The organism is Pleionea litopenaei (assembly GCF_031198435.1).
Classification (GTDB): domain Bacteria; phylum Pseudomonadota; class Gammaproteobacteria; order Enterobacterales; family Kangiellaceae; genus Pleionea; species Pleionea litopenaei.
Window position 1 is genome coordinate 1,336,081 of record NZ_CP133548.1, and the last position, 15,429, is coordinate 1,351,509.

12 protein-coding genes and 1 tRNA gene are annotated in these 15,429 nt (G+C 44.1%); 3 read left to right on the forward strand and 10 right to left on the reverse strand.

Features of this window, described 5'->3' with window-relative positions; translation table 11 throughout:
• Position 1 precedes the first annotated feature (1 nt).
• Positions 2–78: transfer RNA gene (locus Q9312_RS05940), tRNA-Met, on the forward strand.
• A 220-nt stretch (positions 79–298) separates the two neighbouring features.
• Here the strand turns inward: Q9312_RS05940 and Q9312_RS05945 are convergent.
• The 7 genes from Q9312_RS05945 to Q9312_RS05975 form a co-directional block, all read right to left on the reverse strand.
• On the reverse strand, positions 299–1,216 hold the full coding sequence (locus Q9312_RS05945) for a histone deacetylase family protein (RefSeq protein ID WP_309203667.1): 918 nt from the start codon (positions 1,214–1,216) through the stop codon (positions 299–301).
• 10 nt (positions 1,217–1,226) lie between these two features.
• Positions 1,227–3,059 (reverse strand): GNAT family N-acetyltransferase, encoded by a 1,833-nt coding sequence (locus tag Q9312_RS05950; protein WP_309203668.1) that lies wholly within the window; start codon positions 3,057–3,059, stop codon positions 1,227–1,229.
• 202 nt (positions 3,060–3,261) lie between these two features.
• Positions 3,262–3,723, reverse strand: coding sequence for a GNAT family N-acetyltransferase (locus tag Q9312_RS05955; RefSeq protein WP_309203669.1), 462 nt, complete (start codon positions 3,721–3,723; stop codon positions 3,262–3,264).
• Between the two features lie 9 nt (positions 3,724–3,732).
• Complete coding sequence (locus Q9312_RS05960; RefSeq protein WP_309203670.1) at positions 3,733–4,764, reverse strand: quinone-dependent dihydroorotate dehydrogenase; 1,032 nt, start codon at positions 4,762–4,764, stop codon at positions 3,733–3,735.
• A 111-nt stretch (positions 4,765–4,875) separates the two neighbouring features.
• Positions 4,876–7,536 (reverse strand): type I DNA topoisomerase, encoded by a 2,661-nt coding sequence (gene topA / locus Q9312_RS05965; protein WP_309203671.1) that lies wholly within the window; start codon positions 7,534–7,536, stop codon positions 4,876–4,878.
• A 325-nt stretch (positions 7,537–7,861) separates the two neighbouring features.
• Positions 7,862–10,345 (reverse strand): ABC transporter permease, encoded by a 2,484-nt coding sequence (locus Q9312_RS05970; RefSeq protein WP_309203672.1) that lies wholly within the window; start codon positions 10,343–10,345, stop codon positions 7,862–7,864.
• Positions 10,338–11,030 (reverse strand): ABC transporter ATP-binding protein, encoded by a 693-nt coding sequence (locus Q9312_RS05975; RefSeq protein WP_309203673.1) that lies wholly within the window; start codon positions 11,028–11,030, stop codon positions 10,338–10,340. Before Q9312_RS05975 ends, Q9312_RS05970 begins: the two co-directional genes overlap by 8 nt.
• 39 nt (positions 11,031–11,069) lie before the next feature.
• Here Q9312_RS05975 and Q9312_RS05980 point away from each other — a divergent pair, with 39 nt between their 5' ends.
• A complete protein-coding gene (locus tag Q9312_RS05980) occupies positions 11,070–11,741 on the forward strand; it encodes an arylesterase (RefSeq protein WP_309203674.1) in 672 nt (223 codons plus the stop codon).
• On the opposite strand, the gene Q9312_RS05985 is transcribed toward Q9312_RS05980, so the two are convergent.
• A complete protein-coding gene (locus tag Q9312_RS05985; RefSeq protein ID WP_309203675.1) occupies positions 11,738–12,946 on the reverse strand; it encodes an aspartate aminotransferase family protein in 1,209 nt (402 codons plus the stop codon). The genes Q9312_RS05980 and Q9312_RS05985 overlap by 4 nt on opposite strands.
• A gap of 348 nt (positions 12,947–13,294) precedes the next feature.
• Between Q9312_RS05985 and astA the strand changes: the two genes are divergently transcribed.
• Positions 13,295–14,311 carry an arginine N-succinyltransferase gene (gene astA / locus Q9312_RS05990; protein WP_309203676.1) on the forward strand — a complete coding sequence of 339 codons (1,017 nt, stop codon included), beginning with the start codon at positions 13,295–13,297 and terminating at the stop codon, positions 14,309–14,311.
• 62 nt (positions 14,312–14,373) lie between these two features.
• Here astA and Q9312_RS05995 read toward each other — a convergent pair whose 3' ends face one another.
• Together Q9312_RS05995 and Q9312_RS06000 are read right to left on the reverse strand one after the other, a co-directional pair.
• Positions 14,374–14,922, reverse strand: a complete 549-nt coding sequence (locus tag Q9312_RS05995; protein ID WP_309203677.1) for a hypothetical protein — start codon at positions 14,920–14,922, stop codon at positions 14,374–14,376.
• A gap of 58 nt (positions 14,923–14,980) precedes the next feature.
• A complete protein-coding gene (locus Q9312_RS06000) occupies positions 14,981–15,400 on the reverse strand; it encodes a GFA family protein (protein ID WP_309203678.1) in 420 nt (139 codons plus the stop codon).
• Between the last annotated feature and the right edge of the window lie 29 nt (positions 15,401–15,429).

A 15,429-nucleotide genomic window follows, 5' to 3' on the forward strand; every position in this document is an offset into this window, starting at 1 on the left:
ATGCGGGGTGGAGCAGTCTGGTAGCTCGTCGGGCTCATAACCCGAAGGTCGTTGGTTCAAATCCAGCCCCCGCTACCAATTTCTAAGACGACCTTCTCTATTTTCACCACGAATTTCCCAGTACCCTTCTGGCTTCTGCCGCTAATCTTCGATAAAAGTTTTAATTTTTTTGTGTTATAAAGCAGCACTCGATAAATAGCATCTATCCATGGTTTATTCGACTGATGCTCATCAATAACGCCTAGTTATCGCGCCCGAGGTTTTGAGTTGGAGCCCTAGTATGAAAGCAACAGCAAATCTATCCGGGTAACAATCCTTTCAAATGTGCAACAACGGAACGACCTAGAGCGCTAAGTGCATATCCGCCCTCTAGCATAGAGAGAACTCGACCCGAACAATGCTTCTCTGCTAAATCGCGAATTTTTTGACTGACCCAAAAGTAGTCATCTTCAACCAAACACCACTGCGCCATTTCATCTTCAAGGTGGCCATCGAACCCAGCAGAAACTAAGACTAACTCCGGCTGAAAAGCTTCAAGACTTGGAAACCAATGCTCCCAAATCTTTTCTCGAAATTCCATACCTTTTGCACCTGCTGAGAGTGGCACATTGATGACATTGCTCGATGTATTGTCGAGTGAAGTATAGGGATAAAACGGGTGTTGAAAAATAGAGCAAAACAATACTCGATGATCACCGCTCACAATATTCTCAGTACCGTTTCCATGATGTACATCAAAATCTAAAATGGCCACTCGATTTAACGAATACTTCTCTAAAGCATACTTTGCCGCCAACGCAATATTATTAAAAAAGCAGAAACCCATCGCTCGATCAGCTTCTGCATGATGACCTGGCGGACGAACAGCACAGAAAACTTTTCGCTCTTTATCCGTCATCAATAAATCAATGCCCTGTATGCCAGCACCGGCTGCTATCAATGCCGCTTCTAAAGAGTGTTTATTCATGGAAGTGTCAGGATCGACTTGCGCGTAACCTTGTTTTGGAGACAGGCTAAAAAGACTGTCGATATAGTTACTTTTATGAGCGAGAGACAAAAGTTGTTTATCGATGGGTTCGGCTTCTAAAAATGTTAAGCTGTATTCTAAACCACTTGCGATCAACTGATCGGAGATTGCATCAAGACGAGCGGGACGCTCTGGATGATGTTCTCCCATTTCATGGAGCCGGCACTTATCGGAATTTATAATAATCACAAGTCACTCCCTATAATTCGAGAACTAAATAGATTTCATCGACATCTCCATCTAAACGCTGTTGAAACCCATAATGCTCAAAGACTTTTAACATAGGACGATTATCTGGACGCACATAGGCTTGCATTTTGCTCAGTCGACGCGATTTTGCAATATTGATCATTTCATTGAGCAACGCTTTGGCCATTCCTTTTCCGCGTTGACTTTCTTTTACAACGAAAGCTACCTCACAGCTGTTGTCTTGTCGGTTAAAATAATATCGACCGACACCTTCAATTTGCTCACCGTCGTCGATTCGCTTTATCAAACACAAAGCTAAATCTTTTTGCTGATCAACACTCACTAAATTACATGACTTTTCTCGCGATAACTCGGTGACGGTATGGTTATAGCGCATTAATAATGTTTCTTTATTATGAGAATAAAAAAATTCTTGTAGCTTACGTTCATCCGCTGGATACAACGGCCGTAAATACATCTCCTCTCCATCAAATGTCATTGGCTTAATATCAAGAGCGCCTAGCTCCGGGACATTCGTGGGGGTTTGTTCTTGATACTCGGGTACCCAATAATGCTTGCGCACAGACTCTAACAATTGCTGACGAAATTTGGGATGAGCAATACGGATAAGTTCTAATGCACGCTCTCGAATGCTTTTGCCTCTTAAATAAGCAATGCCATATTCAGTAACGACATAGTGAACATCACCTCGCGAAGTCACCACGCCACTTCCTTCGGTTAATTTGGCTACGATTTTCGAGATCTGCCCATCTCGTGTCGTCGAAGGTAACGCAATGATTGGTATACCGTTTTTGCTTAACGCGGCTCCGCGAATAAAATCAACCTGTCCTCCAATACCTGAATAGAAGCGGTATCCGATGGAGTCGGCAACAACTTGCCCCGTCACGTCCACTTCGATGGCACTGTTAATACTTACCATGTTGTCGTTTCTGGCAATATTGACGGGAGAATTAACATGTTCTGACGGATAGAATTCAATATGCGGGTTTCCGTCAACAAAGTCATACAGTTTACGACTACCAATAACAAAGGTAGTAATCGTCTTTCCACGATGAAACGTTTTCTTTCGGTTGTTAATGACGTTCTTTTTCATCAGCTCAATAACGCCATCAGAAATCATTTCACTGTGCACCCCGAGATCACGATGATTTCCCAAGTATCGCAATACGGCGTCAGGAATTTTTCCAATGCCCAATTGTAAAGTAGAACCATCTTTAACTAACAATGAAACATACTGTCCGATTTGTTCAGTCACTTGATCAAGCTCAACACTTGGAATAGTGGGCAACTCTTGCTCAGCTTCAAAAATAGCGTCGATTTGCTCAAGATGAATAAAGCTGTGACCGTTTGAACGAGGCATCTTTGGGTTTATTTGAGCGATCACCAAACGCGCGCTACGAACGGCAGCAATGTTGATATCGACACTCACTCCTAAAGAGCAGTAACCATATTCGTCTGGAGGGCTCACCATAATAAGAGCCGCATCTAGAGGTAACACGCCTTCATTAAATAACCTAGGAATTTCAGACAAAAAGCATGGCGTATAGTCCGCCCTCCCCTCTGCCACTGCGTCACGAGTCGCGCCGCTTAAGAAAAAAGAGTTAACCTTAAAAAGCTTGCTATTTTCTTGATAAGCCCAGCGGTTCTCAGGTAAACACAATAAATGGCAAACTTCTATATCTCTCAAGGGTCCAGCATTCGCGATCAAATGGTCGATCATAGCACTCGGTGTAGAAGCGTTAGAGCCGATAAAAATTCGTTCGCCCGAGCGAAGTAAGTCTGACCACTGAACTGAACGTTTGGTAACTCGATCTCGTAACATGGCTTCCTCCGTCAATTGATTCCCTATGCTAGTGGCATCGATAGGCATGGTTGTTGATGCTCATCAATAAAGTCGCCAATTATGACATTTCTATCAAAACAATCTGAGAAATACCAACAGACGTATCTGCGTACCACGACATGATCGAAACAATCTTAGACTAGATAGGCAATAATTTCAGGCTAGAAGCAATTAAAGATCGCTAGTTGGGCAGTGAAAGAGACAGGTATCGACTGTTTGGATCAAGACGGTAATCAGCAAAGGGTGGGCAATCGATAAACCCAAATTTTTGATACAACTGATGTGCCGCATGAAAGTAGGACTGAGTTCCCGTTTCAAGTTTCACTTGCTGTAAGCCTTTCGACATTGCTTGTTCAAGCAAAAAAGCCAGCAACGTTGACGCTACTCCAAGACCGCGAAAAGCTTCTGAAGTGCGCATCGATTTGATCTCAGCCAAGACCTTATCATGATACTTAATGGCACCGCAGCCAGCGATTTGATTGCCACTCCAAACACTATAGAATTCAATCTCTGGTGCCTTTAACCCCGACAGATCAAGAGCATGCACACTCTCTTTCGGTGAAGTCTTGTGCATATCAGCCAAATGTTGTTGCAACAGGTTAATCACCTGCGGGTGATCGAGGCCACCCAGCTCAATTTTCATGCGCGATTTTCATGAACGTAGTTGTTTGATGGCTTGAGCAACTTCTTGAATTAGCGCAGGCCCTTGATAAATAAAACAGCTGTATATTTGCACCAAACTGGCGCCCGCTTGAATTTTCGCTACCGCTGATTTCGCATCATGAATACCGCCAACACCAATGGTCGGGATGTTTCCTTGTAATGCTTGATTCAATTTTGCAAGCACTTGGGTACTGCTATCAGCGAGCACGCGACCACTCAGACCACCGGCCTCATCAGCGTGATGAAAACCTTTTACAGTGCTTCTATCGAGTGTTGTGTTGGTTGCAATTACACCATCGATGTTAAACCGCACAAAGCTATCGGCAACTTTCTCAATTTCTTCATCACTCAAATCGGGAGCAATTTTTACCAACACAGGAACCTGCTTTTTGTGCTGTTCAACCAACTGTTTTTGCTTATCTTTAATGCCTTTCAGTAACTCATCTAACAATGAACCAAACTGCATCTCTCTTAATCCAGGTGTGTTGGGCGACGAAATGTTAACGGTAATGTAATCGGCATAAGGAAATACTTTCTCCATACCGATCATATAATCATCGACGGCTTGCTCTTCAGGTGTTGTTTTATTTTTGCCGATGTTGATTCCGACAATGCCTTTGTATTCCGATCCTTTGATATTTTCGACCAACTGGTCAACACCATCATTGTTAAATCCCATACGGTTGATGATGGCTTCCGCTTCTGGCAGACGAAACATACGTGGCTTATCGTTTCCCGCTTGTGGTTTCGGCGTAACCGTACCCACTTCGACAAAGCCAAATCCTAAGGCGCCTAATGCATCTAAATAACGCCCATTCTTATCCAAACCAGCGGCCAAACCGACCCGGTTTGGAAACTGTAAACCCCAGAGTTCAAAGGGGTCAGAAACAAGTTGGTTATTTAAAATGAATCGAAAAGGCGAATCTTGCAGCTTGCCCATCATTGATAAAGATAAGTCGTGGGCTTTTTCGGGATCCATCGAGAAAAGAATAGGACGAATTAACGGATATAGTGCGCGCATGCCAGGCCCTGAGGTTCAAATAGGTTGAATTCGGTGTATTGTCTACGCCGCGATTAAATCACTTTTTAATCGCGGCGGCAACCGACAGACTGTCGCAGCGCTAGAGAATAGCTATTTGGATTTCGCTTTCGCCTTGGTTTTCTTTTCTGAAACAACCCATTTGCCGTTTTCATAGTGAGCAGTCCAGCCAGTCGCTTTGCCTTCCTTTTCACTCATTACGTATTGCTCTTTATTTTTACGGCTATAACGAATGACGGTTTTATTTCCTTCGCTATCTTTCACCGGCGCTTTGGTCAAGTAGTCAAACTTAGGATCCAGTTGATCCTTCACCGAGAGTAATTCTTCAACCAAAGGTGGCCGAGTTTCTCTATTTTTCGGGAACTGACTGGCCGCTAAGAAGATCCCTGATGCTCCATCACGTAGCACATAAGTGTCTTCGACTTTTTGACACTGCAAGTGCGGCATTGGAATAGGATCGGCTTTCGGAGGCGCTGGCTCACCGTTGCGCAGTAATTTACGAGTGTTTTTACACTCTTCATTAGTACATCCAAAGTATTTACCAAAACGTCCGGTTTTAAGCTCCATATCAGAGCCACACTTATCACACTCAATAACCGGGCCATCGTAGCCTTTAATCTTGAATGTACCTTCTTCGATTTCATATCCATCGCAGTTGGGCGAGTTTCCACACACATGCAAACGACGGTTTTCATCGATTAAGAAGGAATCCATTGCCGTTTGGCACTTAGAGCAACGACGCTTCAATCGTAAATTTCTTGATTCCGCTTCATCGTCTTTATCAACCGCTTCGGTTTCTTCGCCAGGAATTAAATTGACGGTATTTTTGCACTGCTCTTCTTTCGGTAACGAGAAGCCTGTACAACCAAGAAACACGCCCGTGGTTGCCATGCGAATCGCGAGTTTATTTTTATTGCACTTCGGACAAACCAGATCCGTTTCGACGGCCTGATTATTTTTCATGCCACCTTCTTCGACCGGTTTCTCGGCTTGCTCTAGTTTATGACTAAAATCTTTGTAAAACTCGTTTAATAACTGCTTCCAATTTTTCTCGCCGCTTGCCACATCATCTAGCTCATGTTCCATGTTTGCGGTGAAAGAATAATCGAGCAGATCATTAAAGTTTTCATTTAATCGGTCAGTTACTATCTCGCCCATCTTCTCAGCGTAGAAGCGTCGGCTTCTCAGACTCACGTAGCCTCGATCTTGTATGGTTGAGATAATCGATGCATAGGTTGAAGGTCGACCTATGCCACGCTTTTCTAATTCTTTTACCAAAGCGGCCTCGCTGTAACGGGGCGTTGGTTTCGTGAAATGCTGTTTCGGTAGTAACTCTTTTAAGTCTAATGCAGAGCCTTTTTTGAGGTCTGGTAAGGTAACGTCGTCGTCATTTTTCTTCATCGGGGGCTGCACTTTCGTCCAACCATCGAATCGCATGACTCGCCCTTTGGCTTTTAACTCGTAATCACCAGCTTGCGCGGTTAACGTAGTTACATCGTATTCTGCGTTAGGCATCTGACAAGCCACAAACTGACGCCAAATCATTTCGTAGAGTTTAACGGCATCGGGCTCCATTCCCATTAAGTCTTTCGCCATTACCTCAACATTCGAAGGACGAATGGCTTCATGAGCCTCTTGCGCCCCTTCTTTGTTCGCGTACTTCACAACATCAGGCGTCAGGTACTTGTCGCCATAAGTGCTTTGAATATGTGAACGACATGCTGCTAAAGCATCATCACTTAAAAAGGTCGAGTCGGTACGCATATAGGTGATGTACCCCGCCTCATACAGGCGCTGTGCCATCATCATGGTCTTTTTCACCGAGTACTTTAATCGAGTACTGGCCGCTTGTTGCAAAGTTGATGTAATGTAAGGCGCACCAGGTTTACTGCGTGATGGTTTGTCTTCTCTGGAAATAATTTCCATATGACTGCCTTTGATGGCCGCCATATCGCTATTAACCTGATCTTCAGCCGTCGGCCGGTATTTCTTACCTTGCTTGCTGCTCACCTGCATTCGCAATTCGTGACCCGATCCTTTCACATCGGCAAACAGTTCCCAATATTCTTCAGGAATAAAAGCGCGAATTTCTCGCTCTCGCTCAACGATAAGTTTAACGGCAACCGATTGAACACGTCCGGCGGAGAGTCCACGAGAGACTTTTTTCCAGAGCAAAGGAGAAACCATAAAGCCCACAACGCGATCAAGAAAACGACGGGCTTGTTGAGCGTTCACATAATTCATATCGACGTGTGAAGGCTTAGAGAATGCCGCTTGAATGGCTTTCTTGGTAATTTCATTGAAAACCACGCGTTGGAACTTGTCGTCTTCGCCACCAATAATTTCTTTTAAATGCCAGGCAATGGCTTCCCCTTCTCTATCCAAATCCGTCGCGAGATAGATGTGGTCTGCTTTCGCGGCCTGAGCTTTCAGTTCCTTAATGACCTTTTCTTTGCCAGGTAAAGTCTCATAATGTGCTTCCCAATCAGCTTCAGGGTTGATGCCCATTCGTTTGAAAAGCTGCTGCTTCGCTTTTTCCGCTTTGTGGCGAGCTTTTTCTTCTGGCGCCATTTTACGAGTAATAGCGGCCTGACGAGCTCGCTCTTTGGCGTCAACAGGCGTTTTCGAGCCACCTCCCGTTGGTAGATCTCGCACGTGCCCGACACTCGACTTAACGATGAAGTCTTGTCCTAAATATTTATTGATCGTTTTTGCTTTTGCGGGTGACTCAACGATTACCAGTGATTTTCCCATGTGAGATCAAATTACTCCAAAACTTTTATAATGAGTTCAAACTCTAGCCACTTCAGTGCCACCGACGTTAACGGAGTCGATTTTAGAGAGAACCTTTATGTCGACTAATCACTCTAGTCGAACTGTGATAAAAGGTGCCTGATGCTGAGCATTTCGACATCAATTGATGTCGCAGTGTAAATTGTTTTACCTCAGGATCAAGCCTCAGTGCCTTTTATTTTTGGTACAAACAAATTCTTAAATCAAATGATTTTTTGTTTTTTTTAATTTTGTGCTCTTAAATTGCTGTCTGAGTCACAATTAATTAACATTTAAAATCATACAGTTAGTGTTCATTTAATAAGGTTATTGGTGGCAATGAAAAAACTTTTCGATTGCCTAACCCGCCAGCCGGAACCACCAACAGCATTCCTGCCAAAGGCGCTCCTAGCCATAGCCACCAGTGCCATTGCGGAGTCATTTTGAACACGTATTCGTATAAAACAAACGCCAAACCTTCACTGGCTATCGCCGCTAAAATGCCGGCCAGTAGCCCTAACAACCAATACTCAACTAAGGTTGTTTTTCGAACAAAGGCTCGATTCGCACCAAGCGTTTTTAACAAGGCTGACTCATACAACTTCTCATCTAACGTGGCGCGAGTGGTTGCAAATAACACGGCAAGACCAGCAAGAACCACGAATATTAAAACCACTTCAACCGCTAGCGAGGCTTTATCTAACACCTTTCGGACTTCCGATAAAATCAGGTCGAGTTCGATGATAGAAACGGTAGGAAACGCTTGCACCAAATCATTTAAAACCAATTTCCTATCTGGCGACAGATAGAAACTCGTAATGTAGGTTGATGGAAATTTTTGCAATGCTTGATCATTAAAGATCACATAAAAATTAGGTTGAAAAGAGTCCCACTCAACCTTGCGAATCGACTCAATGGTTGCGGTTATTTCATCACCCGCGATATTAAATGTCATACTGTCGCCAAGCGTTAAGTTCAACCTTTCTGCCATTTCTTGCTCTATTGATATCACGGGGTTTTCTGCCGGAGCCATCTGCCACTCGCCTGATAACAAGGTATTGGCTTCAGGAAACTCACTTGCCCACGTTAAATTAAGCTCCCTGCGTAACGAATTATGCCCACGCGAATTTTCACCCAAATAATCTTTCGGATCTTGTTCGTTTAATGCAACGACGCGTCCTCGAACCATCGGAAAAACATGTGACGCTTTAATCGACAACTGTTCAAATTGCTCATTTAACGCCGCCACTTCTTCTGGTCGAATATTGACCATAAAGTGATTCGGCGCTTCTTCTGGAAGTTGTGCTTGCCAATCGGCAATGAGCTCATTGCGCATCAGAAAAATCGTCGCAATTAACGTCAAGGTTAACCCAAACGCTGTTATTTGAATCAACGAGGCTCCTTTGTGACGGCGTAAATGCTCAATGCCAAAGCGCATCGAAATCGAACGTTTTTGCGCCAAGCGTTTAGCGAGAGAAAGCAATACAAGCGAGCAGCCCAAACATACAGCGACCAATAAGCATCCTCCAAGTATGACGCTCAAGACCAATGTCCAGTTATTGGCATACCAATACAAAATAACCGCCAGTGTCACAATCGCAATAACCACGGTCATCCAACCGCTCATCGACATGGGCGTAAGGTCGCGGCGTAAAATACGCATTGGCTGTACCGAGCGAATACGGATTAAGGCGGGTAAAGCAAACCCTAGTAAAACGGTTAAGCCGGTAGCTAAGTTGATCAAGAAACTCGCAACGCGAGGCGGAGGAACCTGCTCCGGGAGCAAGTCAGATAATGATTGAATCAATAATTCGTTAATAAAATACCCGGTAATTCCACCCAGCAAACTGCCCAAAAGACCGGCGAGTAACAGCACCAAACAAAAGGTAATGACCACTTGGTTTTTACGGAGGCCCATACAGCGTAACAATGCGCTATGATCGAAATGGCGAGTGGCGTAACGATTGGCGGCAATGGCAATGGCGATTCCACCGAGAATCAACCCTAATATGCCCGACAAATTTAAATAATTCTTTGCTTTCCCCAATGCAGAGCCAATTTGAGGTGCGCCTGATGCCGCGCCAATTAATCGCTCAGAATTATCTAACTGATCTTTCACCCACTGATCAAAGTTTTGTAAACTGTTTTCATCACCGCTGATCGCGAGTCGATAGTTCAAGCGACTGCCTGGCTGCACTATCTTGGTCGCTGGCACATCAGCCAAGTTCATCAGAATCGTCGGTGAAAAATTAAAGAAACTACTGCCGCCAGGTTCTTGAGTGATAACGCCTGCCACCTTAAATTGGCTAACACCAATTTGTAGCGATCCCCCCACTTCAATTTTTAGTAATGCAAGCAATCGAGATGACAACCAGACCTCACCGGATTTCGGGGCACCTTGAGTCGCAGTGCCTTCGGTAAATGGTTTGTCTGCGATCGCTAAATCGCCCGCTAAAGGAAAGGCGTCATCGACCGCTCTAACCGTTGCTAATTCAAACTCGGAGCCAGCGACTGCAACACTTGAAAACCACAATAAATCAGAAACCGTAAGCCCTTGCGATAGCGCATAAGCTTTAATTTCGGGCTTGATCGGTCTAGGACCTGAGACGATTCGGTCAGCCCCTAATACTTGCGCAGCTTCTTTGGTCATGCCTCGATCAATGCGATCAACCAACAAGGTAACCGCAGTGAGGCCACCAATGGCAACCCACAACGCAAATATTAATACTCTTAATTCACCGCTTTTCCAGTCTCGCCAAAACAGCTTCCAAGCTAATGAAGCACTAAGCATTAGCAGCCTCCACCGACGCATCAGCAGACGGTTTAATTTGTCCTGCCTCTAATTCAATTTGGCGACCACATCGTGCAGCAAGTTTGAGATCGTGGGTCACCATAATTAATGTTGTGCCTTTTGAGGCATTCAAGTCGAATAATAGGTCGGCGATGTGTTGACCAGTTTTCGTATCGAGATTACCGGTAGGCTCATCTGCAAATAAAATTTTCGGTTGCGCAGCGAACGCTCGAGCAATAGCAACTCGCTGTTGCTCACCGCCACTCATTTGATTCGGATAATGTTCTAATCGATCGCCAAGACCGACTTGTTCCAACAAGGCTTTTGCTTGATCAATTGCCTTTTTCTCGCCTTTTAACTCCAATGGTAAAGCTACGTTTTCGAGCGCAGTCAAGGTTGTTAGCAAATGAAACGACTGAAATATGAATCCCACATTACGCGCTCTAAACTCGGCTCTTTGATCTTCATCCATCGAAGTTAAGTTATTTCCATCAATTTCCACTGAGCCATCGCTGGGTGAATCTAATCCTGCCATCAAACTGAGTAGCGTTGATTTCCCTGAACCGGAGGCACCGACAATTGCGAGAGACTCACCTGCCACCACCGAGAAGTTAATATTGTTCAAGATTGTCAAACCACCCGTGTGGGTAGAAACTTGTTTTGTTAACTGCGAGACTGTTAGCATAAGATCACTTGTTCATTTTTGTTTGAGGATAAACCATACATGAAACCATGGCGCAGGTTTAGCGGCTTTTTGTTAACGATTATTACGTGTTATACGACCGTTGTTCAATCTCAGAACTTATTAGTCGTCGGAGACAGCTTGAGTGCCTCTTATAACATCCCTCTCGAACAAGGTTGGGTTGAATTAATGAAAAACAAGTTGCAGCAAGAGCAGATCGACATTCGAGTCGTCAACGCAAGTATAAGTGGTGAAACAACTGGAAATGCTTTAAAACGCTTGCCCGACTTACTCGACAGGCATGAGCCAGCCATTGTGGTGATTGAGCTAGGAGGAAATGACGGGTTACGAGGATTTGGGCTTGATAGTATTAAAGCCAACCTGAATCGAATGATTGAACTGTCGAAAGCATCGGGGGCGACGGTCGTTTTGACCGGTATACATATTCCGCCTAATTATGGTCCTGCCTACACACAGGTGTTTTATCAAGCGTATTTAGAACTATCAGAGCGTCACAATACTTTTTTCGTCCCGTTTATTTTACAGGATATTGGCGATAAGCCGGAACTGATGCAAGCCGATGGCGTTCATCCGACGGCCGATGCTCAACCACAAGTCCTCAATAACATGTGGCCAACCATCAAAAGTGCCATCGAGAAAGTACTAGCGACACCGCAAGAAGAAACTCCTGCGGCGCCTGCGATGGTTAATTAACCTGCGACAACCTTTTCGATTCCACGCTCTAATGCGGCTAATCCGGCGTCAATTTCTTGCTCACTGATGAGTAACGAAGGCGCCATACGCAATACGTTAGGACCAGCCATCAATATCAATGCACCTTCCGCTAGGGTCGCGTTCATAAAGTCACGAGCTCGCCCTTGGTAAGCGTCAGACAAAGCGGCTCCCATCAATAAACCGCGACCACGAACTTCCTTAAACACGCCAAACCGCTCATTCATCGCCATTAGTTTTTCACTGATGTATTGATGCTTCTTAGCGACTTGCTCTAAGACTTCAGGCTTATTGATCTCATCAAAAACGGCCGCAGCGACGGCACAGCCTAGTGGGTTTCCGCCATAGGTACTGCCATGAGTACCGACAACAAAACTCTTAGCCACTTTCTCAGTGGTCAACATCGCTCCAATTGGAAAGCCACCACCCAAAGACTTAGCTGAGCTTAAAATATCTGGCGTTACACCGGTATGCATGTAAGCATACAACTCTCCAGTGCGCCCCATACCAGTTTGCACTTCATCAAATACCAACAATGCATTGTGTTGATCACACAACTCACGAACACCTTTTACAAAGCTATCGTCAGGCACGATAATTCCGCCTTCGCCTTGAATGGGCTCCATGACTACCGCACAGGTTTTATCAGAAATTGCCGCTTTTAAAGCATCGAGATTATTAAATTCTACATGCGTGATACCGCCAGGAAGAGGCTCAAAACCTTGCGTATATTTCTCTTGCCCACCGACACTCACAGTAAACAATGTACGGCCATGAAAGCCTTGGTAAAACGCAATAATCTCATGTTTTTCTGGGCCAAAATTATCCGAAGCATAACGACGCGCCAACTTAAAGGCCGCTTCATTCGCTTCACCGCCAGAGTTAGCGAAAAAGACCTTTTCAGCGAAAGTCGTGTCAATTAACTTTTGCGCTAACGATAATGCAGGTTCGTTGGTGAACACATTGCTCATGTGCCACAATTTTTGCGCCTGTTCAGTCAATGCATTTACCATGGCAGGATGGCAGTGTCCCAATGCATTCACGGCAATGCCGCCAGCAAAATCTATGTATTCTTTTCCTTCAGAATCCCAAACGCGGCTCCCTTCACCCTTGACTGGTACCATCTGCATTGGTGAATAGTTTGGAACCATAACTTGATCAAAGGTGTCGCGTGAAACTTGACTCATTTTAATTACCTATTTTTGACTGATTAAACGAACGTTAAAGCCGTATCTTGGCGCTTTTCAAATGAGATTTCCAGCCTTTTATATGAAAAATATTTATTCACTCAAATATGTATATTTATTCAATAAAAATAATAACTTAACGAATTGACCGGTTTGCGTCTATAATGGTCGGCCGTGATGAATTTGCGACCTCAAGAGAGAGTAATTTAAGCACTCACTTGAGAATCAAAACCTCACTTTTTCAACATGATATTGATGCCTTGATGATTAACTTTTTCGTCACTAGAAAGAGTTAAAATGCAAATAAGATCAGGGACCTAAATCGGTATAACAGGAGTCTTGCCTAACATGATGCTATTTCGCCCAGTCACTCAGGACGATGCAGATCAAATCGAAGTATTGGCTAATAAAGCAGGTACCGGCTTGACTACTTTGCCGAAAGATAAAACGAAAATCATCGAAAAGATTGAGCTTTCTCAGGCGTCATTTGCAGCCCACGTCAATGAACCAGGCAACGAATATTACCTTTTTGTACTCGAAGATCTCGAAACTAATGAGGTTGTAGGTACTTCAGCACTGGCAGCAGCGGTTGGGCTTGAACAGCCGTTTTACACTTATAAAGTGGGAACAACCGTCCATGCCAGTCCTCGATTCGGAATCCATAAAACCATTCCTACTTTAATTCTTGGACATGATTACACCGGAACCACTGAAATTTGTACCTTATTTTTATCCCCCGATCATCGCGGAGGCGGTACTGGTAAACTTCTGTCAAAAGGTCGCTTTTTATTCCTTGCTCAGCACCCTACCCGCTTTGCTGATAAAGTAATCGCTGAAATGCGCGGATATTCTGACGAACAAGGGCACTCTCCGTTTTGGGAAAGCTTGGGACGCCATTTCTTTGATATGGATTTTGACCATGCCGATACGTTGAGTGGTGAGCAGTCAAACGAGTTTATCGCAGAACTCATGCCTAAATACCCCATTTACGTTCCAATGCTGTCAAAAGAGGCACAAGCGGTCATCGGTAAAGTTCACCCAGATACCGAGCCAGCACTTGAACTTTTGAAAAAAGAGGGGTTTCGCTATCGTGGCTACGTTGATATTTTTGATGCCGGCCCAACCATTGAAACACGCCCGGAAGGTATTGATACCATTAAAAAAATGTTCAGTGCAAAAATCACTAACATTGGCGAAGTGAGTTCAGAGCAATCCTATTTAATCGCAAACCATAGCGTGGCTAATTATCGCTGTATTTTAGATGCTGCCATAATTGGCAATGGTGAAGTCACTCTGAGTGAAACAGCAGCAGAGCATCTCGGTGTTTCGATGGGTGACCAAGTGTCGCTCTCACCGCTGAGCTAGACAGCCAAACAGCGAGTTATTTGTTTAAGTCAACTTACGAACCCGTAACAAAAAAATATTGTTCAGTCGATTCGACTCAGATCAAAAATATCAAAGCCTCGCATTTGTTGGAAAATCTGCTGATAGTCACTCCAATACTCTTCTGGAGTACCTGCTATCTGAATAACAATAAGGTCTAGCTCTTTTCCCCAAAACAGCGAGTACTGAATACGATAGTATCGGTTATCTCCTAAGTTGGGTGCAGGCTCTTTTGTTTCTAAACAAATCCTGAAAAACATTCCTTGCTCTTCGGCCTTACATTCACTCAAGACCTCAACTTGCGACTTCTTCATCTCGATGAAAGAACGAATAAAGCGCTCACGCGTCATTTCAGTATTCTCTTCGATTCCAAACGTCGCTTGAATTCTTACTCCTGTTTTATACTCGCCATTTTCTGACTCCTCTTTTGAAATTGTCCAAATATAATGAGGACCTCCATGGCTTTCTCGGTAAAACCAAGACTTCGGCTTACGTATCTTACCACCCAAAGGTTTTAGCTCTTGAGTCTCGAACTCTTCAGACATCGCTGTCGTTAAAAAACATGACAGACATAATAGAAATAATATTCTCATATAAATTATCCTAAAAAATCGCTTACATTCATGATTTAATTTGAATCTAACAGTGACTTTAGTGACCAGTTTGACTTAACTCGACTGTCAACCAAAGCTTACGCCATCGCTCACGCTTTTCTGTTGCGCTCAATAATTTTGGCGACGCCGATTGAGCCTTTGCAAGTGTATACTTCTCACGAAAAAGCTCGGCTGAAACAGCGCCTTTAACAAGACTATTTTCATAACAAATAACCGCAACCACTTTCTCACATTTCAAACACTCAAGAAAAGTCGCCTGCTCTGTTCCCTGCTTTAACTTATTCATAGGTGTTTTCGACTGAATTAAAAGATGTCCTTCGGGATCAGAAAGATAATTTAGATCTCGGTCAATACAAAAGTCACAGTCACAAGCACGAAGCGTATAACTTGAAATGTCTTTAGGCAGTGTCAGCGTTAATTCAATGCTGCCACATAAACACGTTGCTGAATAGGTCATGATAAACCTCGCCGTAATAGACTGAGTAT

Coding starts and splice junctions, on each gene's coding strand:
- Q9312_RS05975 (WP_309203673.1), bottom strand. CDS start 11,030: ATGCTAACAGTCTCGCAGTTAACAAAACAAGTTTCTACCCACACGGGT.
- astA (WP_309203676.1), top strand. CDS start 13,295: ATGATGCTATTTCGCCCAGTCACTCAGGACGATGCAGATCAAATCGAA.
- Q9312_RS06000 (WP_309203678.1), bottom strand. CDS start 15,400: ATGACCTATTCAGCAACGTGTTTATGTGGCAGCATTGAATTAACGCTG.
- Q9312_RS05960 (WP_309203670.1), bottom strand. CDS start 4,764: ATGCGCGCACTATATCCGTTAATTCGTCCTATTCTTTTCTCGATGGAT.
- Q9312_RS05985 (WP_309203675.1), bottom strand. CDS start 12,946: ATGAGTCAAGTTTCACGCGACACCTTTGATCAAGTTATGGTTCCAAAC.
- Q9312_RS05950 (WP_309203668.1), bottom strand. CDS start 3,059: ATGTTACGAGATCGAGTTACCAAACGTTCAGTTCAGTGGTCAGACTTA.
- Q9312_RS05995 (WP_309203677.1), bottom strand. CDS start 14,922: ATGAGAATATTATTTCTATTATGTCTGTCATGTTTTTTAACGACAGCG.
- Q9312_RS05980 (WP_309203674.1), top strand. CDS start 11,070: ATGAAACCATGGCGCAGGTTTAGCGGCTTTTTGTTAACGATTATTACG.
- Q9312_RS05970 (WP_309203672.1), bottom strand. CDS start 10,345: ATGCTTAGTGCTTCATTAGCTTGGAAGCTGTTTTGGCGAGACTGGAAA.
- Q9312_RS05955 (WP_309203669.1), bottom strand. CDS start 3,723: ATGAAAATTGAGCTGGGTGGCCTCGATCACCCGCAGGTGATTAACCTG.
- topA (WP_309203671.1), bottom strand. CDS start 7,536: ATGGGAAAATCACTGGTAATCGTTGAGTCACCCGCAAAAGCAAAAACG.